This is a genomic window from Antrihabitans spumae (assembly GCF_043944905.1).
In the GTDB taxonomy this organism is placed as follows: domain Bacteria; phylum Actinomycetota; class Actinomycetes; order Mycobacteriales; family Mycobacteriaceae; genus Antrihabitans; species Antrihabitans spumae.
Genome location: NZ_JBIMSN010000012.1, coordinates 24,662 through 49,192 on the forward strand (window position 1 = coordinate 24,662; position 24,531 = coordinate 49,192).

Here is a 24,531-nt window from a genome sequence, read left to right on the forward strand (position 1 = left end):
GAGGAGCGACAGCATGAGCACCGACACACCACATTTGGAGTTCGTTGGCAGTGAGATCGCAGTCATGGCTGCGAAAGCGTTGCAAGCTGCTCGCCGGGCGAGCGAGGAGTACCGCCGCGCACAACAACGCCGTGAACAACGACACGACCGAGCCGAACGGTTGGCCGACCGCGAACGTCAACGAGCCGAGCGGGCACAACGAAACGCTGAGAAGAGTGACCTGCTGGCCCAGAAATGGCAGGACTCCTCACTGGCGGCACGATGGGCGGCGGCGGAAGCCACTCGCGACGTCGACCCGCAGACCGCCGATGCCTGGTCGCAACGGATGCGCGAAGATGGGATCAGTCCCGAAGCGGTGATCACCCTCGCCGATCAGATGGACGCAGCCGACGCCGAAACCGTGGCCGCTGTAGTCGGCGCGGGTTCGGATCCACGCGAACCCGGCGACGCCGGTGCCGGAGCGGACGAGCCGTCCGGAACAGATATGAACGCGCAGACGCTCGTCGCCGAATCGTTGGCCGAATCGTTGGTCGAACACACCCTCGACGCCGAGACTGCACCCGCACCGGACTACGACAGCGAGTCGAGACGACGTGTCGCCGACCTAGTCGGCGTCGCCGATCCGGCGTGGTCGAGTGGCGAAACTAGCTCTTCCGTAGCCGATTTCACTGAGGTTCCGCAGCGGGAATCGAACGAGACCTACGCCGAGCGTGAATTCGGAGCGGACCTGTGAACCGCAATCGTTCCGATGTTGTGTGGTGGTGGATCGCTCTCGCCTCTGGACTGGCTGGTGTCCTCACCTATCTGTGCTGGCGTGGCGGTAGTGCGATTGCCGGTCTCGATCAGGCCGTACCCGCCAACCCGGTGGTCGCCTTGTCCGGAGTCACCGACGGCGAGCTGATCTGGCCGATCCAGGCGACGGTATTGCTCGTGCTGGCCGCCGTCCTCGTTCTGGTCTGCGTCGGCCTGTTCTCGTCCCGGCTGATCCGACGAGGGTCCACCACACGCGTCGATCACCTCGCGAAGTCGATGGCACCGCCGCGACATCTCGCCGAAGTGCACGGCGCGAGCGCGAAACGCAAAGCCGAACGCCTGCGTCCCGGAATCGTCCTCGACAGGCCTGACACCTACGGGATTCCGATCGGCAAAACCGTCTGCGGAAACCATCTGATCGTGATGAGTTGGGAGGACGTTGGTCTCGCGTTCTCGGGCCCACGAACCGGAAAGACGCAGGCATTGGCTATTCCTGCTGTGTGTCATGCTCCTGGTGCGGTGATCGCGACGTCGAACAAGCGTGATCTGCACGACCACACGCGCGGGGTCCGCGAAGCGGTGGGGCGAGTGTGGATCTTCGATCTGCAAGGCATCGCGACCGACGGTGGTCCGCAGTGGTGGATCGACCTACTGCGCGGCATGTCGTCGCTCAAAGCGGCCCGCAAACTCGCCGGCTACTTCGTTTCGGCGTCCAAAGAGGACGGGGCCCGCGTCGATGCCTACTTCGACGGCGGCGCTCAAGAACTCCTCGCGCTGCACATGTTCGCCGCCGCGGTCGGAGGCGGAGATCTTCTGCACACGCTCGGCTGGCTTTCCGACGACGACTCGGCCCTACCGGCGATGTTGCTTGAGGCGGCTGGTGAAGCCATGGCGGCGGAGAAGGTTCGCAGCGCCCAACGACTCAATCCGCGTCAGAAGGACGGCCTCTTCGACATGGCGCGCCGGTTCCTCAACGTCCTCAACGATCCGGAGTACGCGAAAGCTGTTCTGCCGCAGCGCCGCAAGCAGTTCGATCAGGACAGTGGACTGGCCGCTGTCGCGTTGTCCCACGACTTGCCCGAGTTCGATGTCGACCGCTTCGCCAGCTCGACGGACACCCTGTATGCGATGTCGTTGGAAGGTCCCGATTCGGCGACCGCGTTGACGACGGCGCTGGTCGGTCGGCTGCTCGAGGCGGCGTTCGTGGTGGCGCGACGCAGCCCCGGTGGACGGCTGCCGACACCGATCGTGGCGGTGCTCGACGAGGCCGCCAACGTGTGCAAACTGTCGGATCTGCCCAAGCAGTACTCACACGCAGGATCTCAAGGGGTCGTGCTGTTGACGTTCCTTCAGTCGCCGGCCCAAGCCGGGGAAGTGTGGTCGGAGCAGAAGCTGGCCACGATGCGTCAGGCGGCGAACATGCATTACTACGGCGGCGGAGTCGACGACGACAGCTATCTGCAGTCGATTTCACATCAGATTGGGGAGCACGACGTTTCGCGGTGGTCGTCGAGTCATTCGAGCGGATCGACCGGTGGTGGTTCGCGGTCGCAGTCGTGGTCGCGGGAACCGATCGCACCGGTCTCGGTGCTGGCGGCGTTGCCGAAAGATCGTGCCATTGTGATGACGTCGGGCAATCCGCCTGTGCTGGTGCGTAAATCGTTCTGGAGCGAGGGCCGTTTCGCCGAGCAGATCCGCGCCTCGCTGGCCACATACGAACCGAAAAAGGGTGCCCTTGCCTTGAGCGGACTCGACCTCGACCCATCGACCGAGCAGGAGCTCGCGTCATGACCGACGACTACGGCGACGAACCCGACTACTACACGTCGACACCATCATCCCCGCAAGGCAAAGCCGGACGTAGACGTACTGCGAAGCCGAAACCCACATCGGGCGCAGCATCGGAGAAGGTCGAGAAGGAACCCGAACCCGATGTGTTCGCCGACGTCGGCGAATTCGTCGAACACTGGCTGGCACCGGTGCTGGCCGGGAAGCTGCTCGGCGGTGGCCGGGGTCGCACCTGGTGCCGACAGTGGTGGCGGCACCGGGAGGTCAGCGTCCGACTGCACGCACTGTGGCGCGGGTGGGAAGGGGCGCGGCGCAGCGAGGAACCGCTGGCGATGAGTTCCTGGTGGGTCCAGCACACCGACCCGCATCTGCGCGCACTCTGCGATGGCGAGGCCGGACCGATGTGGCGCTGCACCCCGGAGGCTCACGTCGACATACCTGCTTATCCGACGATCCCCGTACCTGCCGGGTGGTTCGACGCCGACCGCAACGACGAACAGCCGCCCGCAGACGGTGGTCGCGGACCAGATTTCCGGACCATCAGGGCCCGTACCACAGGAGATGCAGCATGAGCGGCGGCTGCGTTACCGGCGTCGATCCGCCGATCCGATAGCCCTTTCGCACTGTCGTCACGCTCGAACGTCATCACATTCACCCTTTCCCAGACCCTGGCGGGTGGTCTAGACCCGCCAGGGCAGGGCAGCCAGAGAACGGAGCTCCGGCCAATGAGTCACCATAATCACCACGAACGCAGGCACACCCGTCGCAGGGTATGTCTGCAGAGGAGCTCCCTGGTATGCCCCGCAAACAGCGCCGCGCCGCCACCGACACGCAACTGGATCTTTTCGCCACCGAGGAAGGTACCGCCGCCGATGACCGAGACCCCACCCGAGAATCTTCGCCAACTGGTCGAGCAGACGTGGCGGACCCATATCGGGCTGCCGGAGGACTGGTCGCAGACGCAGAAGGCGAACTTCGTCGCCGACGAGGCGCTGCGGATCAGCGACCTGATCGAGACGCAGATGCAGGGCCAGGGTCCGCTGGTGCGCCAATGGTGGGACGAGCACGGCGAAGCACCGGACTACCTGACGACGGTGACGTTGATCGAGACAGCTCGCCGCTCGATCACCGAAGCGGTGCTGGCGCAGGAACTTTACGAGCAGATCCCGCACTCGGAGCAGGACTTTCCGGAACCGGTGAGCGTGGAGGAGTTTCAGGAGCGGGAAGCGCTGCAGGAACAGGTGCGGCTCCAGGACGCGGCGGGGGACCGGGATCGGTGGATCGATCCGCTTCGTCGACGGGATCCGAGTTCGGAGGCGAGCGAGTTGTCGCGCCAGCTGTGGCCGGATCGCTCGGCGCTGTTCCGGGTGACGGGGGCCTTTTTGCTGCAAGCCCGGACCGAGGACGGCGAGCCGGTGCCGACTGGGCCGAGCGACCCGCTGGCAGCATCGTTCACCAACCAAGTCAGCCAAGCCTTGGTGGCGGCGGGCAGACCGCTCGACGGCCCCGGAAGACTCGTCGACCCGTAGCCGAGGGCCAGGGCGATCTGTTCGCTCTCGACGTCGACGGTGCCGCGCCGCTGGATCCGGCGGTCACCGATCCGGGCGGGACACCACTGCCGCCACCACCGGCGGAGGTGACAGCGGCGTTCGAGATGTCATCGCAGCACGCCGAAATGGGTACTGCGGCCGACGACGTAGAGCAGCTGCCAGTCGCGTCCATCTCGATCGACGCGACACTGACACATACTCCCGACCGCGGTGCGCCGCTCGTCGACGAGCACCAGGCCGTCGAGACACCAGTCGCCGAACAGCCGGTGTACGTGGCACCCGTCGATTTCCGACCCGGCACCGAGGTCCTGCCTCCGTCAGGGGAAAAGGCCCGTGCTGCGGCCAACATCGCCGCGATCCGGATCGTGCGTCGCATCGAAGCCGAGGACCGCTACGCCACCGCGGAGGAGCAGTCGGTGCTCGGCCGCTGGTCCGGGTGGGGTGCCGCTGCCGGGATCTTCGACCTCCGCAAACCGGAATGGGCCACCGAGCGTGAGCAGCTGCGTGAGCTGCTCGACGACAGGCAGTGGTCGCAAGCTCAACGCAACACTCTCAACGCGCACTACACCGATCCCGCTATCGCACGCGCGATGTGGCGGGCGATGGAACAGGCCGGATTCGGCGGCGGCCGCGTCCTCGAACCCGGCTGCGGATCGGGCACGTTCCTCGCGCACGCGCCGAGCAGTGCGCAGATGGTCGGGGTCGAGCTCGACTCCACCACCGCGTCCATCGCCGCGGCGTTGCATCCGTCGGCGCAGATCCGCAACGAGGGGTTCGAACTGACCCACGTTCCGGAGGCCTCGTTCACCGCAGCGATCGGCAATGTCCCGTTCGGTGACTTCCGGCTGCACGATCCGGTGCACAATCCGTCGCGGCTCTCGATTCACAACCACTTCATCAACAAAGCTCTCGCGGTCACTGCACCCGGCGGCTACGTCACGGTCCTGACCTCGCGCTACACCATGGACGCTGTCAACGCACGAGCACGCACAGAGATCGCCGACAAAGCCGACCTGCTCGGTGCGATCCGGTTGCCCGAAGGTGCGTTCTCCCGGGTCGCCGGCACGTCGGTGGTCACCGACATCCTCGTCTTGCGTCGCCGCGAAGACGGCCAGGAGATGACCGCCCGGACGAAGCAGTTCTTGGGGTTGACCTATTCGACGGTCTATCGGGACGGCCGTCAGCTCGGGCTGCAGGCCAACTCCTACTACGCCGACCATCCGCACCACGTGCTCGGCACGATGGAACTCGGACGTGGCCAATACGCCGCCGAGCAGCTGGTCGTGCGGGGGGAGAGCGGTGCCGCCCTCGCCACCCAGGTCGTGGAGGCGTTGTCCGGCATCGTCGAGCAGGCACGGGGAGCCGGGCTGGCGTTAACGGCGAGCTGGGCGAACACGATGGGACCGACCCGTGCGGACTTCGAACGCGGACTCACCCGCGCCCGCGAACGGGGTCAGGCCGGCACCACCATCGGCACCTTGTCCTGCGACCCGCAAGCCGCCGAGATCCGGACCTGGACCGGCATGGAATGGGCACCGGTCAAGACGCGGGGAGCCAAACAGACCGCCGAGTGGGGTGCGCTGCTGGATCTGCGCGACATTGCGGTCGCGTTGATCGACACCCAGCGCGAGGATCAACCGGCGGCCGAACGGGCCGCATTGCGCGTCGAGCTGAATCAGCGCTACGACGCCTACGTGTCGCGATACGGGCTGATCAACCGGTTCACCTGGTCGAAGGTCGCCGATCTGACCGATGCGCAGCACGACCGCGCCTTGGACACGCTGTTGGCGCAGTGGCGGGTATCGGAAGGCAGCAAAGCTGAGCCCTACGAAGGTCCGGTGCCGGAGCCGATCCTGGCGCAGTTGTCCGATCAGGCGTGGGTCAATCCGAAGTCGCCGCACAAACTGGCCTCGCACCTGGGTAAAACGCTGCGGGCCGATCCGTCGTTCGCTGCGGTGTTAGCGTTGGAAGAATTCGACGAAACGACGATGACGGCGACCAAAGCGGCGCTGTTTCATACCGATGTGCTCGGCGTGCGGCCCGGTCGCGAGAGTGCCGACACCCTCGCCGACGCGGTGGCGATCAGTCTGGATCAGACCGCCCGCGTCGACGTCGACCGGATCGCCGGTCTCCTCGGGACCAACGTCGAGCAGGTCGAGTCTCAGTTGCCCGACTCCGGCACCGCGTTCCGCGGTGTCGCCAATCCGAACGTGTGGGTTCCGGCCGCGCAGTACTTGTCGGGCAACGTCCGCAGGAAGTTGGCTGTCGCGCACGAGTTCGCGGCCGTCGACGAGCGCTACCGACCGAATGTGGATGCGTTGACGGCGGTGCTGCCACCGCCGATCCGCACCGGTGTCGAAGTGCGACCGGGCACGGGCTGGATCCCGCATACCGACTACGTGCAGTTCATGCGCGACACATTCGCGATCCCGGGCGATGTGTCGGTCACGATCGAGAAAGCGGCTGGTCAGTGGTCGATCCAAGCCGGGTACTACCCGGCCAGCGCCGAGCAGGACATGAAATGGGGGCTGGTTCCTAAGCCCTACCCGTCGGCGACGCGGTTCAACTTCGAGCACGCCGACGCCCAGGCCCGCGGCTGCTACGACGCCGGCGTTCGTAAAGGTGAGTACGGCTGGCGCGACGTGTTAACCGATCTGCTCAACAGCAAGCCGATCGAGATCACCAAGTCCAAGCAGTACCGCGACGCGTCGGGCGGTGACGGTCTGCACGATGCGGCCACCCGTGCCGCTCAAGCCCGCGCACAGCGGCTGTCTCAGGAGTTCGGTCAGTGGGCACTGCACACCGATACCGACCGCACCGAACGGCTGCTGGACCGCTACAACGAGCTGTTCAACTCTGTCGTCGCCCCGTCCTACGACGGATCCGCTCGCGCCTTTCCAGGGTTGGGTTCGTCGTTCAAACCCTATGACTATCAACGCAATGCGGTCGCTCGCATCGTCAGCGAGCCGTCGGTGCTGCTCGACCATGTGGTCGGGGCCGGTAAGAGCGGCACCATGTTCATGGGCGCGATGGAACTCAAACGACTCGGACTGGCCGCCAAACCGTGGATCGTGGTGCCCAACCACATCGTCGACCAGGTGACCAGTGAGGCGTTGCGCTGGTATCCCGGTGCGAAGGTGCTTTCCGGTGCGGCCGCAACCGATGCCGATATGCGTCGGTTGTTCGTCGCGCAATCTGCCTCGCAGGACTGGGACATGGTGATCGTGCCGATGTCGGTGTTCGTCCGGGTCGGTGTCGCGCCGTCGACGAAAGCCGAGTTCATTCAGATCCAGCTCGACAAACTCAACGCCTTCGACGCCGAACATGACGACAGTGTCAAAGCGATCGAAAAGGCCAAGGCCACACTGGAGGCCAAACTCACCGAAGCCCTCGACGACGCCAAACGCGACACCGGACTGAATTTCGAATCCTCGGGGTGTGACTACTTGTTCATCGACGAGGCGCACAACTTCAAGAACCTCGTCCGCGCCTCCCACATCCAAGAACTCGCCTGCGCGGGCTCCGATCAAGCACTCGATCTGCAGATGAAGCTGACCCATCTGCGCGATCAACGCCGCGCCCAGGCGGTCGCCGCCGGGGTCGGTGACGACGAATACGTCGAACGGGTCGCTACCTTCGCCACCGGCACACCGGTCGCGAACTCCCTCGCCGAATTGTGGGTGATGCAAACCTATTTGCGTCCGGATCTGCTCGCCGACGCCGAAGTCTCCGACCTCGACGAATGGGGTGCGGCGTTCACCGAGACAGTGGAACGGGTGGAGCTCAACAGTTCCGGTAGTCGGTTACGCCCGGTGACTCGTGTTGGTGAGTACACGAACGTGGGCGATCTGGTCGCCATCAATAGTGTGTTCACCGACTTCGTCGGTCGCGAACGAGTCCCGGTTCCGTTGCCGGAAAAGAACACCGGCACAAACGAAGTCGCGGTTTTTACCCCGCCGCAGGAGGTGCTCGACTTCATCGCCGACCTGGGCTGGCGCGCCGACAATGGTGATCCGTCCCGACCCGACATCGACAACACCCTCGTCATCGCCGATCACGGCCGCAAAGCGTCGCTGGATCCGCGGGCGGCGCATCTGCATCTGAGCGCGAAAGAGTTCCGCGTCGACGGCACCACCCGTGCCGCGGTCGTCTCGGAGAAGATGTTGGAGATCTGGAACGCGACGAAGGACAACCGGTACCGCGACAAGTTCGGTGAGATGTCCCCGACGCCGGGTGGGCTGCAGATCGGGTTCTGTGATCGCGGCACCCCGAAGCCGGGGGAGTGGTCGGTGTATCAGGAGATCAAGGATCGCCTTGTCGCCGGCGGCATGGATCCGCACTCGATCCGGTTCGTGCACGACTATCCGAAACCGTCGCAGAAGGCGCAGCTGTTCGCCGACTGCCGCAACGGACGCGTCTCGGTGCTGCTCGGATCGACCGAGAAAATGGGTACAGGAACGAATGTGCAGGGCCGGGCGGTGGCGTTGATACACATCGACGTGCCCTGGCGCCCAGCGGATCTGGAGCAACGCGAAGGTCGCATCATCCGCCAAGGCAACCAGAACGAGCAGGTGCGGGTGCTCAACATCGTCGCCGAACGCACCTACGACACGGTGATGTGGCAGACCGTGCACAAGAAAGCGCACTACATCGAACAACTCCGCCGAGCCGATCGGTCGATGCGCCGGGTCCCGAACCTCGACGCCGACTCCGTCGCCGAGAACGCAGCGCTGACAAAAGCGCTGGCGACTGGCGATCAACGGTATATGCGGCAGGTCGAACTCGACTCCCAAGTCCAGGACCTGCAAGCAGAAGCGGACGCGCATTTCGCCGAGCAACGCAGCATCGAACGCGACCGTGACCGGCTCCGGGTGCGGGTTCCATTGTCGGAGAGACGATTGCAGCTGCTGACTGCGGCTGTGCCGGCGTTGCAGGCATGGCGCGACCGGGACGGGTTCGACATGACGATCGGCGGCCGACGATTCAGCAAACGTTCCGAGGCGTCGGCGGCGTTGCAGATGTCGTTGCGTGAGGCGTGGGGAGCGTTGAAAGGCAAAGGTTTACACGAATCGCTGCCGGTCGCCGAGATCGCCGGACATACCGTCGAAGTGGTGCGGTCGATGACGTCGAGCGAACTCTTCGTCCGATTCGAATCGCTGCCGATCGCCAACCGCGCGTTCGATCCAAACGAGCTGTACACGCCGATCACCGCTGCGACGTCGGAGCACGGGCGGGCGGCTCGGGCGTCGGGCATCATGACCCGCGTCGAGAACATGGTCGACGACGCCGGCGCGGAACTCGGCCGACTCGAGTACAACCTCACCGAGGACCGACGACGGCTGGCACTGCTGGAGAACACCACCATGAGCGACTTCCCGGACGCCGTGCGGTTGCAGGACCTCAGCACCGAGCTGCACGTGCTGCGGCGTGAGCTGCGCGATGCCGAGAACAGTCCGGAAGCGTTGGCCCGCAACCTCGCTCGCACCCAACGACTGGAAGCGAAAGGACGCGAAGACGGGTGGAGCTTGCTGCTCAACCCGACACCAGCGCTGGTCGAAGACCTCGGCTTCGAAGATGCCGACGCGGTCCGGGAGGTGATGGCGGTCCGTGAGATCGAGGCGCAGCGTGACCTGCATATACAGGCGGTCGCCGAATCGATGACCGCGCCGATGCACAATTCCGCTGCGCAATTGATTGCGTTGACCACGCCGCCTGCATCGACACATCAGCGGCACACCACAACAGCGCACCCACCGACAGATCCGAACGATGTCGGACCCACCAAGAACACTGCCTACGGCGCAGATCCGGACCTGTGACATCACGACATCAGACCGTCGGAAATGCCCATGCAACGCTCATCTCGACCACAAATTCTTCTAGGGGGAGGAACCACATGAAGATCCGAACGATCCGACACACATCTGCAGCTGCGCTGCTCGCCGGCTGCGTGATGACCGCATTGGCCGGGTGCGGCTCGTCGACCGACGCCGAGACCGCGGCTTCGAGCACACAGGCGCTAACGGCAACTCTCACTCCCACGGCCACAGGTACTGCACCGACGGTGTCGACGGCAACGGCGCCGCCGGCAGGACAGGAAACACCGCTGGCCGATGTGGATGCGAACTTCTAGACCGGCCAGGCGTTCGGAACGCACTTCGTCGACCAATCCGGCCGGGTCGCATGCAACTTCAATCCGGTTATGGGCGGCTGCGTCCTGACGGCACCCGCACATCACGCAACAAGCACTATGCCGGTATATGCGGGCAGCGACAGTGCGATGCCCTACACCGCTGTCGGCTGGCGCACAGCGTCTGAAGTGCAGACGGAAGTACCGACCATGGCTAGTTTCCCTATTCGGCTGGCCCAGGCCGGGGGGTTGCAAGCCTGATTAAACGCTGGACGGTTACACGGTACGCACCCCGTTGGGCACACTTCGGTGAACGCCGATTCATTGCTTTGACGCCTCCGCTCCTTGTCCTCCGCCGTGGGTCGATGCGGGTGCCGTGGTAGCGGCGGGTTCCGAGTGATTTCGTACCATTCGCTTGTGCCGACGGCCTGCCCGCGACCGGCGTGAACAACGATCACCTCGTGGCTACCCGCATATCGGTCGCGGAGGTCGAACCTTTGCCGCATCGGGTGGTTGGATCCATCATCGGTTCGCCTGCTCCGAATCAGTGGTGCCGGGGCCGTCGGTAGGCATTCGAGCGGGTTATCGCAGGTGTGCTGCTTGCGATCCTCTCCAGGACAATTGGACGCCCAACTTTCTCCATGCTGAGTTGTTAGTTCCAAGAGAGCTCGCCGCAGTTGTCGAGGAAACGGCGGATTTCCGGGGCCACGGCATCGGCGAGATCCTCTGCTGTCCGCAGCGCGTCGAACGACACGTTCCGCGCGAGTGTCGCATTCGGGATTGTGGCGCTCATGCGTTCGGTGACCTCGACCGGATGGCGCTCGTCAGCGCCGGGAACGATAAGCACCGGAGCGTCAATCGCGCTGAGCTCGTCGAGCGTGCGGAACGAGCGGTCACGCCCAATGGCGGCAGCGGCGGCGACGCTCCCCGGGTCGGCGCGCGGTAGCGCAGAGCGCACCAGGTTCCCGATCAGTGGTTGCAGGTGAGGAAGGAACAACTCCCACGCCGCCTCGATGCCCTCCGCTCGCACCCGGTCGGCGAAACGGTCCATCAACGCGGTTTCGGCTAATTTTGCTTCGTCGTCCTCGATATCCTCGGCACTGATCACCACGATCGAACGAACTCGCGCGGGGAAGGCCAGACCGACGCGCAACGCGATGGTGCCGCCCAAACCGGTCCCGCCGACCACCGCATCCGGCACGTCGAGATGGTCGAGTAGGGCGGCCACGTCCTCGGCGTAGCGACTCCACGTGTGCAGGCCAGGATCTCGGCACACCGAGCGGCCATATCCCCGCACATCCGGGACTACAACCGTGAACCGGTCCGCGAGACGGTTCGCCATCGGCAGCAAACTGTGATGATCCGGGCCACCGCCGTGCAGCAGTACGACGACGGGACCGGCCCCATCTGCTGCGGCGAACAGAAGGGTTCCGTCGCCGCCGCGGTAGTTGATTTCACGCATTACCGCGCTTCTCTCGTCTCGTTGTGTTTCAGCTGGGTGCGGCGGGGCGTGGATGTGGTGGTCCAATCAAGTTGCGAGCAGCTTCGGACGCGTTGCTTTATCTCTTCGCGATCGGTCGGGCCGCGTCTATGCCCTTTTGACGATGCTATTTCCGTCGGCTGCGAATAGCGGCACCCAGTCCTAGTGCTACACCGAGGGCCCCGAGTGCCAGTCCGCCGGCGCCGAGCCAGCGAGCGAGGGTGTCGGTCGTACTACCTTCGGCGGCGGCACTGGACGTTTCGTCGCCGTGCGCATGGGCGTCCGAGCCCTCGGTGAGGGTGAGTACCGGTGCCGGAAATTCCGGCTCCTCGCCGCTGTCGGGCGTCGGCTGGTCCCAATTGACCACCTTTCCGTCGCTGTAGGTCTGCGCGGCGGTGAACGAAACTTCATTCTCCTCCGGCAGGGGGCTGGCCGACAGGACGAACCGCTGGAATTGGCCGGGGCCCACACCTGCACCGGGGTCGGCGGTCCATGTCACCGAGGTCACGAGCTGGGACGAGTCCTTCTCCACGGCAGCGGTCCATCCGGGTAACGGCTCCGTGCGCGCGGATTTGAAGCCTGGAAGTTGGATCGACAGTTTGGTTGTGTTGGCGGTGTCGGATTCGGTCGACACTTTGAAGGTGAGCACGGTCGAAGCGCCTTGCTTGGCGCCTGGTGACTCGACTGTGAGGTGTGCCGATGCAGTGCCGGCGGAGAGTGCGAGGGCCGTGGCAACGGCGCCTGCGGTGATGAAGGCCCGGGTGATCGAGTGCGTCATGTCTGTTCCTTATTCTGAGGGTCGCTGGATTTCGAGACGATTTGTCTGGTGTGGGAGCGAACGTTTGTCCGCAACGCCTGTGATCTTTTGACGGGCCGGAAGCTGCGCGAGCTTGCTAAACCGGTGTTGGGCTCATTCCAGCGAGGTGACAGGCACTTTGGTGGCGCGGGGATCGAGGCTGCCGGTCCGCTCGAGCAGATGCAGTGCGGTCACGCATCCGAATCCGACGACGGTGAGTGCGATCCAGATCAATGCGTCGAGTCCTGCGTCGTGAACCACTCCGAATACCGCACCGGTACCGAGGTTGCCTGCGAGGATGCCGATTCCGACGATCGTGTTGTAGAAGCCGTAGTGGGTGGCCACGATTCTGCCGCCGGCCAGGGCGACCACGGTATCCATTTCGAATGGGAAGACCGCGGCGGTGCCGACTGCGAGAAGTGCGGCGGTCAGTAGCAGTGCGGTCGCACCAGCCCAACTGCCGAACACGTCGTTGGTCGGCACGACAACCAGTGGGACGAATGCCACCGAAAGCGCGGCCATGCCGATAACCAGGCTTCGGCCCGAGCCCCACCGTGCAGCGAACCAGGCGGTGATGCGGAGTTGGCCGGCGATCGCCACCAATCCGGAGATGACGAAGACCGACGTGACCAAGGTGGTTGCGGACATTCCGCCTCCGGCAATGACGTCGGCCTGCAACGGCAAGGCCAAGTAGACCTGGAAGGAGAGGACGTAGGAGCCGATCATGGCCAGTGAGAACAGCACGAACGGTCGATTGGACATGACTGTGCGCCAGTCCTCGCGGACTGAAGGACGGTCCGTCTCGGTCTCGGCTTCATGGGCTGGGAGCGCCCAGATCTGGACCACGGTGAGGATGCCGAATACTGCCGCAGCGACGAGGGCCGTTACCCGAAAGTCGAACGCGGTCAGCGCAAGTCCCACTAGCGGGCCCAGCAGGATTCCTGCTTGGTAGAACACGTTGAACACGGCGAAGGCTTCGACCCGCCGGGGACCGGCGTCCGCGGCGAGGTAGGCGCGGACCGCGGGGTTGAACAAGGCACCCGCGAAACCGGTGGCAGCAGAGGCCACCAGGATCGCGGGCAGCGAGTCGACTGCTGCCAACAGGACGAAACCGGCGGTGCGTAACAGGCATCCGGCAATGATCAGAGGTTTGTATCCGAGGCGGTCGGCGAGGGTCCCGCCGAGCAGGAACATGCCCTGTTGGGAGAAGTTCCGGATTCCGAGGACGAGTCCGACTGTCCAGGCCGCCAGCCCGAGCGGTCCGGCGAGGTAGCCCGCCAGGAACGGCATCAGCATGTAGAAGCCGATGTTGATGGAGAATTGATTGACCATCAGCACTTGACTGGGTCGGTCGAAGCTGCGGAATTGGGTGATCAGGTTGGTCATGCTCGGTGCTCGCCTGGATTCACCACAGTGGCGCATCGGGTCCACTGCTGGACGACATGGTCGGTGGGATGGTCGATCGTGACCGGTTCGGTGGGGGGAGCGGTGTCGAGCAGCCCGCGTTCGCGGCAGAAGTCGTCGTTGTAGATGGTGTCGAAATATCGTTGGGGACCGTCGGGGAAGACGGCGGCGATCTTGGTGCCGGCACCGCTGCTGCGGGCAATCCATCCCGCTACCAACGCGACGGCACCCACACTCCAGCCGCCGCTCGCGTGATATTCGGCGGTCAATGTTCGGCACGACCAGACTGCTTCTTGTGGCGCGATCCAATGAATTTCGTCGAAGGCGGGATAGTCGATGTTGCCGGGAAAGATGCTCGACCCCAAACCACGCATAATGCGCGTGTCCGCGGGTTGCCCGAAGATGGTCGATCCGATCGTGTCGACGCCGACCAATTTCAGATCGGGAAAATGTTGGCGCAGGACTCGCGCGACTCCCGCCGAGTGGCCCCCGGTCCCGACCGAGCAGACCAGCACGTCGATACGGCCGAGTTGGGCAATCAGCTCTACCGCCAGCGACTGGTAGGCATCGACATTGTCAGGGTTTGCGTACTGGTCGGGACTCCACGAGCCGGGATTGGCGTCGAGCAGTTCACGGACCTTGTCCAAGCGGGCTTGTTGCCAGCCGCCGGTGGGGTGTGGCTCGGTGACCAGTTCGACCTTCGCGCCGTAGGCGGCGAGCATCCGATGCACGATCGGTTCCATTCCAGGATCGGTGACCAGGGTGACCGGGTGCTGGTGGACCGTGCCGGCGAGCGCGAGCCCGAGGCCCAGGGTTCCGCTGGTGGATTCGATGATCATCGCCCCGGCGGCAAGTTCGCCACGCGCTTTGGCGCGCTCGACCATGTGCAGCGCGGGGCGATCTTTCATCCCACCGGGATTGCATCCCTCGAGTTTCGCCCAGAAGCCTTTGCCGGCGTCGGCGAAGGGTTCCCCGACCCAAAGAACGGGCGTGTCACCGACCAGGATGCCGGGGCCCCGATCGCGTGCGCTGTCGATGGCGGGTGAGTCGTGCGGAGCTGAGGTTGGTGAATCGGGTACGTCAGAATACGCAATGTCCATGATGGTTCATCCCTGTACTAGTGGTCAGGTGAGATAGGCAGCATTCGACCGACCACAGAGTCGAACTTGGTGGTCGATCAGCTGATGCTCAGCACCTGGCGATACAGAGGTCTTGCAATATCGCGCGCCCGCTGCGAGCGGGGACGGGCGATCGTGGAGGCCCGCGAGCCGATACAACGAGGGACAGGACGGCGGCGACCAGCGTTGTCACGGAGGCGGCAACCAACGCCAGAGGTCGTAGTGGATTGTCGGTGCGGACCCGCTGGAGGGCAGCTTGCAGTTCGTGAACGTCCCGCGCCGATCCATCTTGTGTGTGGGGGTGCCCACCTGAGTCCGGGGACGATTGACTCATCTCACCGAGAGTGGTCTGACTTGTCACTGTCAGGTCGTGAGAGTGAGGCGGCAGCGACTCGTCACCGGTAAGAAGCGCACATTGAAGGACGGTCAGGCCGAGTAAGCACAGAACCGCGGACACAGCGACGAGCACATGCACACGCATGGGACGAACCGCGGTGACCTCCATAGTGCTCCCAACCGTAACAGTGGGGAAACATGTATCCGGGCTTGCGCTGCGGGCGCAGGTGACGTGTCGTACGTCCCGTACGAATGCCTGAACGCAGTGGCTCGTGAACAAAACTGGCAGATCAGAGGCTGTTCTCTGCCTGGTCGAACGTAGTTGACGGCGTCCACGTTTTACGGCGCGGCATGCCGAAAGGTGGGGTCCGTCACCCGAGGTGTTAGCCCACGGTCGGGACCGTAAGGCCTGGCCGATCGAGCGATATCAGGGCGATCGGGGTCCCGGCCGCGGTAAGCAGACGATGCTGAACGTGAACAAATCGGGGAGGGTGCTCTCAGCCTTCGGTGCCGGTTTACCGTTGCAATCTCCCCATGGAAGGTGAGAGCTCCGCCTTGCGCCGTGTGTCGGACTGCTTCAGGTGCCCGTATCGGGTCATTCCCCGCGGTTTGAAGACTGCGAGTGCATTGGCCGCCAGCAACATGAGTAGGGCAAGCAGGGTGTGGACCAGGGGGGATGGGTTCCGGACTGCGTCGAGATCCGTGGTCGTATCCGCGGCTATTCCTGCCATGACGCTGACCGTCTGCGTGTACATCAGCAAGATTGCCGTGGCAACGAGGTTGATCAGGAGTTTGAACAGGACCCAGTAGTGCCGGATCAGACCCCATGCGGTGCCAAGTGACTCGATGATTCCGGTGAGTAGTGATGCGAACGCGAGCGGGACGAGGACGAACAACGCGACGGGCTCCATCACGAGATAGGAACCCCGCACTGTTTGCGGGCTCTGGCTGGTCAAGCCGATGATTGCGAGTCCCAGAAACGCCACGACCGCACCGAGCCATCCGACCGAAACTGCGACGTGCGAAGCAAGGGCGAATTTGCGCAAGCGCGGTGTCATGATCACGACTGAGGGATCCCGTTGTCCGCCCCGTGCTCGTCCACCACACTCGGCTGCACCGTCCGCCCGGCATCGTTACCAAGAGAGGTGTGGCGACCAGGACCGTGATCTCCGCCGCCGAAGAGAAGGAGAGCAACTATGAGGACTGTGACGACGGCGCAGAGTACGTAGACGACCTTCACCCAGCGTGGTGTGCCGGGTTGGCGATCGGGTGTGGAGCTTGGCGGGAGAGCGGACACAGCAGGCCGTCCTTCGGGGTGCCACGCGGCTACGAGATCCAGAACCGGTGTTGCTTTGTCGATGGTTACCTATTTCAGTTTTACGAGACAGTCTGTATATGTCAATACATATCGTTACACCAGGGTCGCACTGTATAGTTGCGCAATGCCGCGACTGTGGAACGAGACGATCGAGGCGCATCGTCGTGACGTGCGGGAAGCGATCCTGGACACCACTGCGGCGCTGGTCGCGGACCAGGGTCTGGCCTCGGTGACGATGTCGCAGATCGCCGAGGAAGCCGGAATCGGGCGGGCGACGTTGTACAAATACTTCCCCGACGCGGACGCGATCTTGTCTGCCTGGCACGAACGTCAGATCGCCGCCCATCTCGGACATCTCGTCACCGTGCGCGACCGCGGTGGCGACTCCGACGAACAGCTACGTGCAGTACTCGAAGCGTTCGCCCTCATCTCTCACGAGTCCAACGGTGGCGGAGGCGAACTGGCGACACTGTTGCATCGGGGTGCGCACGTCGTCGGTGCCCAGCAACAGCTTCGCAACATGATCCGAGCATTGATTGCGGACGGCTCGACCCGAGGCGATATCCGCAGCGATGTGGCGGCTGATGAGCTCGCCGGATACTGCCTGCACTCGCTCACCGCTGCCGGCACCCTGGCATCGGTGGCTGCAGTCCGTCGGTTGGTGGACGTCACTCTGGCGGGAATGCGCCCGCCCATACATCGGGAGTAGCCGCAGTATCGGCCGAGGGAACCGACATCGCAGCACTTCAGGAATCGGTATCGGCGTCCGTTATGCCGGCATCGCGCTCGTCCAGCCATTCGATGGGATCGACCTTCTCGCCGGTCGGCGAGGCCACTTCGAAGTGGAGGTGGGGACCGGAGGAGATTCCGCGGTTTCCGACTGTCGCAATTTGCTGTCCTGCGCGAACGCGTTGGCCGACCGCGACACCATTGTTGTTGTTGTGCCCGTAGGTAGTCACGGTGCCATCGTCGTGGCGGATTCGCACCCAGAGCCCGAATCCCTGCGCAGGTCCTGCGCTGATAACTTTCCCGTCCGCAACCGCCACTATCGGAGTGCCTACGGAGTTGGCGATATCGATGCCCTCGTGGTTGCGCCCGTCACCGAAGGGTGAGGTGATCTCGCCCGAGGTTGGTGCGACGAATTTCGCTGTCCCGGGAAGGCTGGGATTCGGGCGAGTGCGGTCTGGCCGGGTCCGTTGCGCTGGTTCCGATGTCGATTCGTCGGGGGGGATGACGCGGCTCGCGCGAGGATCGGCCGTGAGTGGGGGAGTCGTGGTGTCGGTATCTGGCCCGTGGCCCAGCGATGGATCGTGCGGCGACTCGGCGGCGGCGAGGGTCGACACAAGTTTGCCGACAGGGAGTCTGGTGAGCAGGCCAGTCAGCACGGTGGGGTCGACGTCGTTCACTGCGCCGATGCACGGTGTGATCGTGGCCAACGCGCCCGGTCCTTCGGTTGGCGACGTAGATGGCGATGCGGTCATGTCGACCAGGCACGACGTGATTCGACCGCTTGGTCCGGCCAGTTCTTCGAGTGCGCCGCTGGAACCGATCGCGCGCAGAGATTCGATGAGGATGTCGGCCACTTCGCCGCGCAGGTGGGCCTGGCGAGCCGGGCTGTCGCCGGGTGCGGCCGACACGGCCGGCGCAAAAGCCACCAGTCCGCCGAGCATCCCGAGGCCGACGACAGCCTGAACGGCCGATCTCGGTCGATGGCCGGTGGAGCCATTTAGGGTCGGTGAGCGACGCATTCAAATTCCTCCTCGACCTACATGGACGTGACGCCCGGTAGATCACCGTGAGTGCGTGGCCTCGAAGTCAAGCCGACACGCCGCTCATCATTGCACTTCTGCAACATCTGCACCAGGAAACTCGATAACAACTTGAAACACACCAACCCCAGCAGGTAACTCAGAACGAGCTGACACCCCGCTCAATCCCGATCGATCTGTCGTTTGCGTGTCGACATTCAAGGACACAGGGCGTTTCCACACACCGATCATGCGAAGCCGTGCCAGGCCTTGATCGGTCCGTACATCGGGAACCACCTGGCGATGGCGATCAGTCGTGTGGGCGATGCAGCTGCGATCGCGGTGTGTTCGTTGGCGATCGTCTGCCTCTCGGTGCCCGCATATCGGTAGCATCGCAGGTGTGAAGCGCACGGTGCGGCGGTGAAGGCGAGGCACCTGCTGCGCGCCGCCGCTGTTATGGCGGTGCTCTTCGGTGTGCTGTTCATGCATTCGCTCCCGCTCGCACACCCCGCCCGTGCACACGTCGCGTCGGCGGCGCACGTCCCCGATGGCCATGCGCATTCCCACGACGCCTCCGCTGCCATCGCGCCCACCGCAGGGGTTCCGTCGCTGCAGTCGGGCCAATGCACGGGTGACTGCTCGAGTCACAGCGGCATGCAACACCTGTGTTTGGCGGTCCTGACGATCGCGGCCGCGCTGATTGTCGTCAAGTCGATGTCGCCCACCTCGACCACCGATCACCACCATCACTGCATGGCGTCCTGGTTTCGCATTCATTCGGGGCGTGCGCCGCCGTGGACAACTCCGACTCTCGCGCAACTGTCGGTATTGCGGGTGTGACAGGTGACCCACCGAGTGGGTCACCTACCAGGCGCGTCGCCGCGCCTGCCTCACCCTTTTCGCACACCGATAGTTAGAGGAGTTCCCTGATGCGTTCCACCACGATCAAATTCGCCGCTTCCGCCACCGTGGCAGCTGCAGCGCTTGTCCTGTCCGGCTGTAGTGATGACAGCGCCGGCAACCACGATATGGGCCAGATGTCGAGCAGCGCCGGAATGGGCACCTCGGCGGCCCCCTCCGCCACCGCGGAGGCCTCGGCCGAATTCAACGACGCCGATGTGACGTTCACGCAAATGATGTATCCCCACCACGCGCAGGCCGTAGAGATGGCCAAATTGGTAGACGGTCGCACCAGCAATCCCCAGGTGATCGAGCTGGCCGATGCCATCGAAGGCGCCCAGGCCCCGGAGATGGAGCAGATGACGCGCATGCTTGCGGCGTGGGGTAAACCGGCCCCGTCGGACATGGGCGGTATGAACCACGGCGGCGGTATGAGCGGGATGATGCCCCCGGAGCAGATGGCCGATCTCGCGGCAAAGACCGGTGAAGAATTCGACACCGCGTGGTTGACGATGATGATCGACCACCACAACGGTGCCATCGAGATGGCGCGGACCGAGCTCGCGGACGGCAAGAACGGCGAAGCGAAAGCCTTGGCCGGCAACATCATTGCCGCTCAAGAAACTGAAATCGCCACGATGAACGGCCTGCTGCAGAGATAACCCCGTCGAGGGGCGGGAACCAGCACTGCGGTTCCCGCCCCGCCGACGCCGCTTCGCCCAAGTTTCATTTCGCGTTGACCGGGAGAACCATGTGCACTGACCGATCCCGCAGGATCCTCACCCTCCTCGCAATCGCGGTCCTCGTCGTCATCGGAGCCGCCTGCTCTGAGGACTCGACAAGCTCTACGAGCAACCCCGAATCTCCAGACAGTCCCGCCCCGGCCGTCATCGTCCGACCGGATGACGGCGCCGCGGCGGTCAACCCGCTCGACCCTGTCGCAGTCGAAATAGACGGCGGCACTCTGGAATCGGTGACCATGACCAACGACGCGGGGAAAATTGTCGAGGGCATTTTCACTCCCGACCGCGCGGCATGGAAACCGGCAGTGCCGTTGGGGTACGGCAGGACGTATGAGATCGCGGTCTCTGCGGTGGGCGCCGACGGGACTCGTTCGCAGCCGATGACCTCGTTTTCGACTGTGACGCCGGACAACCAGACCACACCGTCCCATGTCACCAGCGGCGGCAATCTCCTCGTCGATGGTGCGACCTACGGTGTCGGAATCGTGGTCGTCACTCATTTCGACGAACCGATCACCGACCGCGCCGCGGCCGAGAGGCAACTGAGGGTCGATACAACACCGGCTGTGGAGGGATCGTGGTACTGGGCCGATGCCCAGAACGTGCATTGGCGTCCGCAAAGCTACTACGCCCCCGGCACTACCGTCACGGTGCGGGCGGACGTGTACGGCGTCGAGTTGGGTGAGGGTCTGTTCGGGCAGGAAGACGCGATGACCTCGTTCACCATCGGAGACGCGCACATCTCCGTCGCCGACGACACCACCAAACAAGTGACCGTGACCAACAATGGTGAGGTCGTGCGCACCATGCCGACGTCGATGGGCATGGGCGGAACCGAGATCGTCAACGGGCAGACCCTGTCGTTCTGGACCCAGCCCGGCATCTACACCGTCCTGGACAAGGCGAACCCGGTCATCATGGATTCCTCGACGTACGGTCTGCCAGTGAATTCCCGTCTCGGATACAAGGAAACGATCAACTACGCCACCCGCATCAGCAACGACGGGATCTATCTGCACGAACTTGCGGACACAATCTGGGCCCAGGGAAATACCAACGTCTCGCACGGGTGTCTGAACCTCAGCCCCGCCAACGCCCAATGGTTCTACGAGTTCTCCCGTCCCGGTGACGTCGTGGAAGTGCGCAATACCGGTGGAGCTCCGTTGCAACAGTGGCAGAACGGTGACTGGAGCGTGCCCTGGGACCAGTGGCAAGCCGGCAGCGCACTGCAATGAGCGGGCTGAAACAGCGGGGATGCGTGACCGATCACCAACCATCGAGCGCTGCACTGGTTGTCTGTCCACCGGGTTCCAGACCGGTGGCGTCCCATGCAACATTGCGCGAGCGTGATGTACCCCAGGGTTGGTCAGATGGAATTGCCGCTTGCACCGCGCGGTGCGGCCGTGGTGGCCGGATCCGATGTGGCAGAGGCCGTGCGATCTTAGGTCCTTAGTCCCTATGGCCGCGCTAGTTGTCGTGGGGACAATTGCTTTCTACGGCGGTGGCTCCCATCGACGACAGGCTGAGGAGAATTGTAATGAACCACAAGACGCATCTTTATCTGATGGTCGGCCTTGCCGTGGTGGCGGTTTGTTGTTCTCCACCGGGAATGCTGGCGGATGGTTCTCATTTGTGTGGGTGGGTGCGTGCATGGCGATGATGTTCTTCATGATGCGCGGTATGGGCGGTATGGGCGGCGGCAGGCGCGATGAGTCCGAGGACGACGAGCTATCGCCAGCACAGCGGCATGACCGTCATCGCTAGCCCCTGGCTACGCCAGCTCGCACCCGGCCACAGCACGACGTTGTCGCGGGCACGGTGGCGCGCGCAGAGTTCAGGGCCGCGGGCGCTTGCCCGGGAACGTGTCTCCGCAGTCTTTACGCCCCCCGTGGGGCCGGTGGTAACGGGCTCGGGACACCTCTGGATCGGCATGTCGACAGTAGAAGGAGTTAGGCGTGGCTACCTCGGTTACAGGCTCTGATCGCAGCGTGGTGTTGGAGCTCGACGGTGTGCACTGGGCGACCCAGAAGAATGCGGTAGAAACAACTCTCGGGCGGCGGCCGGGAGTGGTTGGCGTGCAGGCGAATCCGGTGGCGCAGACCGCAACGGTGACCTACGACCCGTCCCGCACCCGGGTCGAGGACCTCGCCGGCTGGATCAGAGACTGCGGATATCACTGCCGGGGGGAATCCGTCCCGGACCATCTGTGTCCTCCACCGGCACCGGCCACTGCCGCGCAAGTGCGTGTCACCTCCGGTGACCACGGCGGGCATGGCGCGCACCCGGGGCATGGTGTGGGTGCCACGCCCGGTGCGGTGACGGATCGGATGGGGAGCCCGGCCGAGGTGATGGGTCACGGTGGACATGGGGAGATGTCGATGGCCGGCATGGTCCGTGACATGCGTAACCGGTTCCTGGTGGCGGTGGTGTTCGCCGTGGTGGTCACGTTGTGGTCGCGGATCGGGCGCGATGTGCTCGGCTTTGGTGTGGCGGCACCGTTCGGGTTGCGCGACGATGTGTTCCAGCTGATCTTGAGCCTGCCGGTGATCTTCTACTCGGCGCAGATCTTCTTCGCCGGGGCTGTGCGCGCGTTGCGGGCCCGGACGTTGGACATGATGGTGCTGGTCGCGGTGGCGGTGGGTGCCGGCTGGGTGTACTCGGTCGGGGTCACCGTCACCGGGGGCGGTGAAGTCTTCTATGAAGCGGCGACGATCCTGACCGCGTTCGTCCTGCTCGGACACTATTTCGAGATGCGCGCGCGTGGGGGAGCCAACGAGGCGGTTCGGGCGCTGCTCAAGCTGGCGCCACCGATGGCCATGGTGTTTCGCGATGGTGAGCCGGTGGAGATTCCCACCGATCAGGTTGTCGTCGGCGACGTGCTGCTGGTCCGCCCCGGTTCCAAGATCGCGGTGGACGGGGTCGTCGAAGACGGGGACAGCGACGTCGACGAGTCCACCGTGACCGGGGAGAGTCTGCCCGTGCACAAGGGCCCCGGCGACGACGTGGTTGGGGCCACCATCAACACCACCGGCACCCTGCGGGGTCCGGGCTACCAGGGTCGGCGCGGACACCGCCCTGGCGCAGGTCGTGAAGCTGGTGCAGGAGGCGCAGAACTCGAAGGCGCCGGGGCAGCGGCTGGCGGACCGGGCCGCGTTCTGGCTGGTACTGGTCGCGTTATTGGGCGGGGTCGGCACATTCGTGGTGTGGCTGTCGGTCGGTCGGTCGGTCAGCGAGGCTTTGCTGTTCGCGATCACGGTGGTGGTGGTGACCTGCCCGGACGCGTTGGGCCTGGCCACCCCGACCGCGATCATGGTGGGCACCGGTCTCGGTGCGGGTCGCGGGGTGTTGTTCAAGAACGCGACCGCGATCGAAACGTCGAAAAAGATCGACGTCGTGGTGATGGACAAGACCGGCACCTTGACCTTGGGTGCGCCGGAGGTGACCGACCTGATCGTCGACGGGTTGCCCGAGACCGACGCGCTGGCGCTGATCGCGGCGGTCGAACGCAATTCCGAACATCCGTTGGCCGCAGCGGTCGTGCAGCACGCCGATGCCGCTGGCGTGCGCCGCTTGGATGCTCGGAACTTCACCAACGTGGCTGGCCAAGGTGCCGTCGCGACGGTCGACGGGCACCGGGTCGTGGTGGGCAACACCCGACTGATGGTCGCCGAGGAAATCGACCTCGGCGTGCTCGGTGCCCGGCAGCAGGAGCTCGCCGCTGGGGGGCGGACCTCGGTGCTCGCCGCCGTCGATGGCCGGGCCGTCGCGGTGATCGGTATCGCCGATGCGGTGCGACCCACCTCCGCCGCCGCGGTTGCGGAGTTGCGTTCTCTTGGTGTCGAGGTGGTCATGCTCACCGGGGACAACGCTGCCACCGCGCGCCGGATCGCCGCGCAGATCGGCGTCACCGAGGTGATCGCCGACGTGCTGCCCGGCGACAAGGCGGCGAAGGTCAAAGAGCTCATCGCCGCTGGGCGTCGGGTGGCGATGGTCGGTGACGGGGTCAACGACGCCCCGGCGCTGGCCCAGGCCGACCTCGGGATCGCGATCGGGGCGGGCACCGACGTCGCGGTGGAAACCGCGGATGTGGTGCTGATGCGTTCCGATCCCCTCGATGTCGCGGTGGCGCTGCGGATCGGGCGGGGGACGGTCCGCAAGATGAAGCAGAATCTCGGCTGGGCGATCGGTTACAACTCCATCGCGCTGCCGATCGCGGCCGGTGTCTTCGAACCGGCGTTCGGGCTGGTGCTGCGCCCCGAGATCGCGGCCATCACGATGGCCGGGTCCAGCTTGCTCGTAGCGGTGAATGCGCTGACCCTCAAGCGACTCCGACTACCCAGTCCCACACTTCCGGCGACACCGGGGCCGCTGGGCAAGCAGCCGGCCGAGCCGGCCGATGTGGCCGCCGCCGAGCGACGCTGACATGGCCTGGCCGGTGACGTCGCCGCGTGTATGTCGTGGCGTCAT

Annotated in this window: 17 protein-coding genes and 1 pseudogene; 11 read left to right on the top strand and 7 right to left on the bottom strand. The window is 64.5% G+C overall.

Annotated elements, in window-relative coordinates; translation table 11 throughout:
* Positions 1-13 precede the first annotated feature (13 nt).
* The 6 genes from ACHIRB_RS02930 (at position 14) to ACHIRB_RS02955 (ending at position 10,224) form a co-directional block, all read left to right on the top strand.
* Positions 14-733 (top strand): hypothetical protein, encoded by a 720-nt coding sequence (locus tag ACHIRB_RS02930; RefSeq protein ID WP_395125492.1) that lies wholly within the window; start codon positions 14-16, stop codon positions 731-733.
* Complete coding sequence (locus tag ACHIRB_RS02935) at positions 730-2,544, top strand: type IV secretory system conjugative DNA transfer family protein (protein WP_395127600.1); 1,815 nt, start codon at positions 730-732, stop codon at positions 2,542-2,544. The genes ACHIRB_RS02930 and ACHIRB_RS02935 overlap by 4 nt, the downstream gene beginning before the upstream one ends.
* A complete protein-coding gene (locus tag ACHIRB_RS02940) occupies positions 2,541-3,113 on the top strand; it encodes a DUF4913 domain-containing protein (protein ID WP_395125490.1) in 573 nt (190 codons plus the stop codon). The genes ACHIRB_RS02935 and ACHIRB_RS02940 overlap by 4 nt, the downstream gene beginning before the upstream one ends.
* 300 nt (positions 3,114-3,413) lie before the next feature.
* Positions 3,414-4,070 carry an SRPBCC family protein gene (locus tag ACHIRB_RS02945; protein WP_395125489.1) on the top strand — a complete coding sequence of 219 codons (657 nt, stop codon included), beginning with the start codon at positions 3,414-3,416 and terminating at the stop codon, positions 4,068-4,070.
* A gap of 125 nt (positions 4,071-4,195) precedes the next feature.
* Positions 4,196-9,910, top strand: coding sequence for a helicase-related protein (locus ACHIRB_RS02950; protein ID WP_395125488.1), 5,715 nt, complete (start codon positions 4,196-4,198; stop codon positions 9,908-9,910).
* 77 nt (positions 9,911-9,987) lie between these two features.
* A complete protein-coding gene (locus ACHIRB_RS02955) occupies positions 9,988-10,224 on the top strand; it encodes a hypothetical protein (protein WP_395125487.1) in 237 nt (78 codons plus the stop codon).
* 649 nt (positions 10,225-10,873) lie between these two features.
* Here ACHIRB_RS02955 and ACHIRB_RS02960 read toward each other — a convergent pair.
* The 6 genes from ACHIRB_RS02960 to ACHIRB_RS02980 all read right to left on the bottom strand — a co-directional run bounded on the left by ACHIRB_RS02960 (position 10,874) and on the right by ACHIRB_RS02980 (position 16,413).
* Positions 10,874-11,683, bottom strand: coding sequence for an alpha/beta fold hydrolase (locus tag ACHIRB_RS02960; RefSeq protein WP_395125486.1), 810 nt, complete (start codon positions 11,681-11,683; stop codon positions 10,874-10,876).
* Between the two features lie 145 nt (positions 11,684-11,828).
* Positions 11,829-12,479: a YcnI family copper-binding membrane protein gene (locus ACHIRB_RS02965; RefSeq protein ID WP_395125485.1), complete on the bottom strand. Its 651-nt coding sequence runs from the start codon at positions 12,477-12,479 to the stop codon at positions 11,829-11,831.
* A gap of 132 nt (positions 12,480-12,611) precedes the next feature.
* Positions 12,612-13,883, bottom strand: a complete 1,272-nt coding sequence (locus tag ACHIRB_RS02970) for an MFS transporter (RefSeq protein WP_395127601.1) — start codon at positions 13,881-13,883, stop codon at positions 12,612-12,614.
* Complete coding sequence (locus tag ACHIRB_RS02975; protein ID WP_395127602.1) at positions 13,880-15,001, bottom strand: PLP-dependent cysteine synthase family protein; 1,122 nt, start codon at positions 14,999-15,001, stop codon at positions 13,880-13,882. The genes ACHIRB_RS02970 and ACHIRB_RS02975 overlap by 4 nt, the downstream gene beginning before the upstream one ends.
* A gap of 88 nt (positions 15,002-15,089) precedes the next feature.
* Entirely contained in the window at positions 15,090-15,524 is a 435-nt protein-coding gene (gene lpqS, locus ACHIRB_RS31230; RefSeq protein WP_465259337.1) for a putative copper homeostasis (lipo)protein LpqS, read from the bottom strand.
* A 346-nt stretch (positions 15,525-15,870) separates the two neighbouring features.
* On the bottom strand, positions 15,871-16,413 hold the full coding sequence (locus tag ACHIRB_RS02980; RefSeq protein WP_395125482.1) for a DUF2269 domain-containing protein: 543 nt from the start codon (positions 16,411-16,413) through the stop codon (positions 15,871-15,873).
* Positions 16,414-16,797: 384 nt separating this feature from the next.
* On the opposite strand from ACHIRB_RS02980, the gene ACHIRB_RS02985 reads away from it, so the two are divergent.
* Positions 16,798-17,382 (top strand): TetR/AcrR family transcriptional regulator, encoded by a 585-nt coding sequence (locus tag ACHIRB_RS02985; RefSeq protein ID WP_395125481.1) that lies wholly within the window; start codon positions 16,798-16,800, stop codon positions 17,380-17,382.
* A 37-nt stretch (positions 17,383-17,419) separates the two neighbouring features.
* Here the strand turns inward: ACHIRB_RS02985 and ACHIRB_RS02990 are convergent, their stop codons facing one another.
* The gene (locus tag ACHIRB_RS02990; RefSeq protein ID WP_395125480.1) at positions 17,420-18,421 is read right to left on the bottom strand and encodes a M23 family metallopeptidase; all 1,002 of its coding nucleotides are present in this window, start codon (positions 18,419-18,421) and stop codon (positions 17,420-17,422) included.
* Between the two features lie 420 nt (positions 18,422-18,841).
* Here ACHIRB_RS02990 and ACHIRB_RS02995 point away from each other — a divergent pair, with 420 nt between their 5' ends.
* The 4 genes and pseudogenes from ACHIRB_RS02995 to ACHIRB_RS03010 all read left to right on the top strand — a co-directional run bounded on the left by ACHIRB_RS02995 (position 18,842) and on the right by ACHIRB_RS03010 (position 24,486).
* Complete coding sequence (locus tag ACHIRB_RS02995; RefSeq protein ID WP_395125479.1) at positions 18,842-19,261, top strand: DUF6153 family protein; 420 nt, start codon at positions 18,842-18,844, stop codon at positions 19,259-19,261.
* A gap of 89 nt (positions 19,262-19,350) precedes the next feature.
* Positions 19,351-19,983, top strand: a complete 633-nt coding sequence (locus ACHIRB_RS03000; RefSeq protein ID WP_395125478.1) for a DUF305 domain-containing protein — start codon at positions 19,351-19,353, stop codon at positions 19,981-19,983.
* An 89-nt stretch (positions 19,984-20,072) separates the two neighbouring features.
* The gene (locus ACHIRB_RS03005) at positions 20,073-21,299 is read left to right on the top strand and encodes a L,D-transpeptidase (protein ID WP_395127603.1); all 1,227 of its coding nucleotides are present in this window, start codon (positions 20,073-20,075) and stop codon (positions 21,297-21,299) included.
* 756 nt (positions 21,300-22,055) lie between these two features.
* Positions 22,056-24,486 (top strand): annotated as a pseudogene (locus tag ACHIRB_RS03010) (heavy metal translocating P-type ATPase).
* Positions 24,487-24,531: the final 45 nt, after the last annotated feature.

Coding starts and splice junctions, on each gene's coding strand:
- ACHIRB_RS02930 (WP_395125492.1), top strand. CDS start 14: ATGAGCACCGACACACCACATTTGGAGTTCGTTGGCAGTGAGATCGCA.
- ACHIRB_RS02940 (WP_395125490.1), top strand. CDS start 2,541: ATGACCGACGACTACGGCGACGAACCCGACTACTACACGTCGACACCA.
- ACHIRB_RS02945 (WP_395125489.1), top strand. CDS start 3,414: ATGACCGAGACCCCACCCGAGAATCTTCGCCAACTGGTCGAGCAGACG.
- ACHIRB_RS02950 (WP_395125488.1), top strand. CDS start 4,196: ATGTCATCGCAGCACGCCGAAATGGGTACTGCGGCCGACGACGTAGAG.
- ACHIRB_RS02955 (WP_395125487.1), top strand. CDS start 9,988: ATGAAGATCCGAACGATCCGACACACATCTGCAGCTGCGCTGCTCGCC.
- ACHIRB_RS02960 (WP_395125486.1), bottom strand. CDS start 11,683: ATGCGTGAAATCAACTACCGCGGCGGCGACGGAACCCTTCTGTTCGCC.
- ACHIRB_RS02965 (WP_395125485.1), bottom strand. CDS start 12,479: ATGACGCACTCGATCACCCGGGCCTTCATCACCGCAGGCGCCGTTGCC.
- ACHIRB_RS02970 (WP_395127601.1), bottom strand. CDS start 13,883: ATGACCAACCTGATCACCCAATTCCGCAGCTTCGACCGACCCAGTCAA.
- ACHIRB_RS02975 (WP_395127602.1), bottom strand. CDS start 15,001: ATGGACATTGCGTATTCTGACGTACCCGATTCACCAACCTCAGCTCCG.
- lpqS (WP_465259337.1), bottom strand. CDS start 15,524: ATGGAGGTCACCGCGGTTCGTCCCATGCGTGTGCATGTGCTCGTCGCT.
- ACHIRB_RS02980 (WP_395125482.1), bottom strand. CDS start 16,413: ATGACACCGCGCTTGCGCAAATTCGCCCTTGCTTCGCACGTCGCAGTT.
- ACHIRB_RS02985 (WP_395125481.1), top strand. CDS start 16,798: ATGCCGCGACTGTGGAACGAGACGATCGAGGCGCATCGTCGTGACGTG.
- ACHIRB_RS02990 (WP_395125480.1), bottom strand. CDS start 18,421: ATGCGTCGCTCACCGACCCTAAATGGCTCCACCGGCCATCGACCGAGA.
- ACHIRB_RS03000 (WP_395125478.1), top strand. CDS start 19,351: ATGCGTTCCACCACGATCAAATTCGCCGCTTCCGCCACCGTGGCAGCT.
- ACHIRB_RS03005 (WP_395127603.1), top strand. CDS start 20,073: ATGTGCACTGACCGATCCCGCAGGATCCTCACCCTCCTCGCAATCGCG.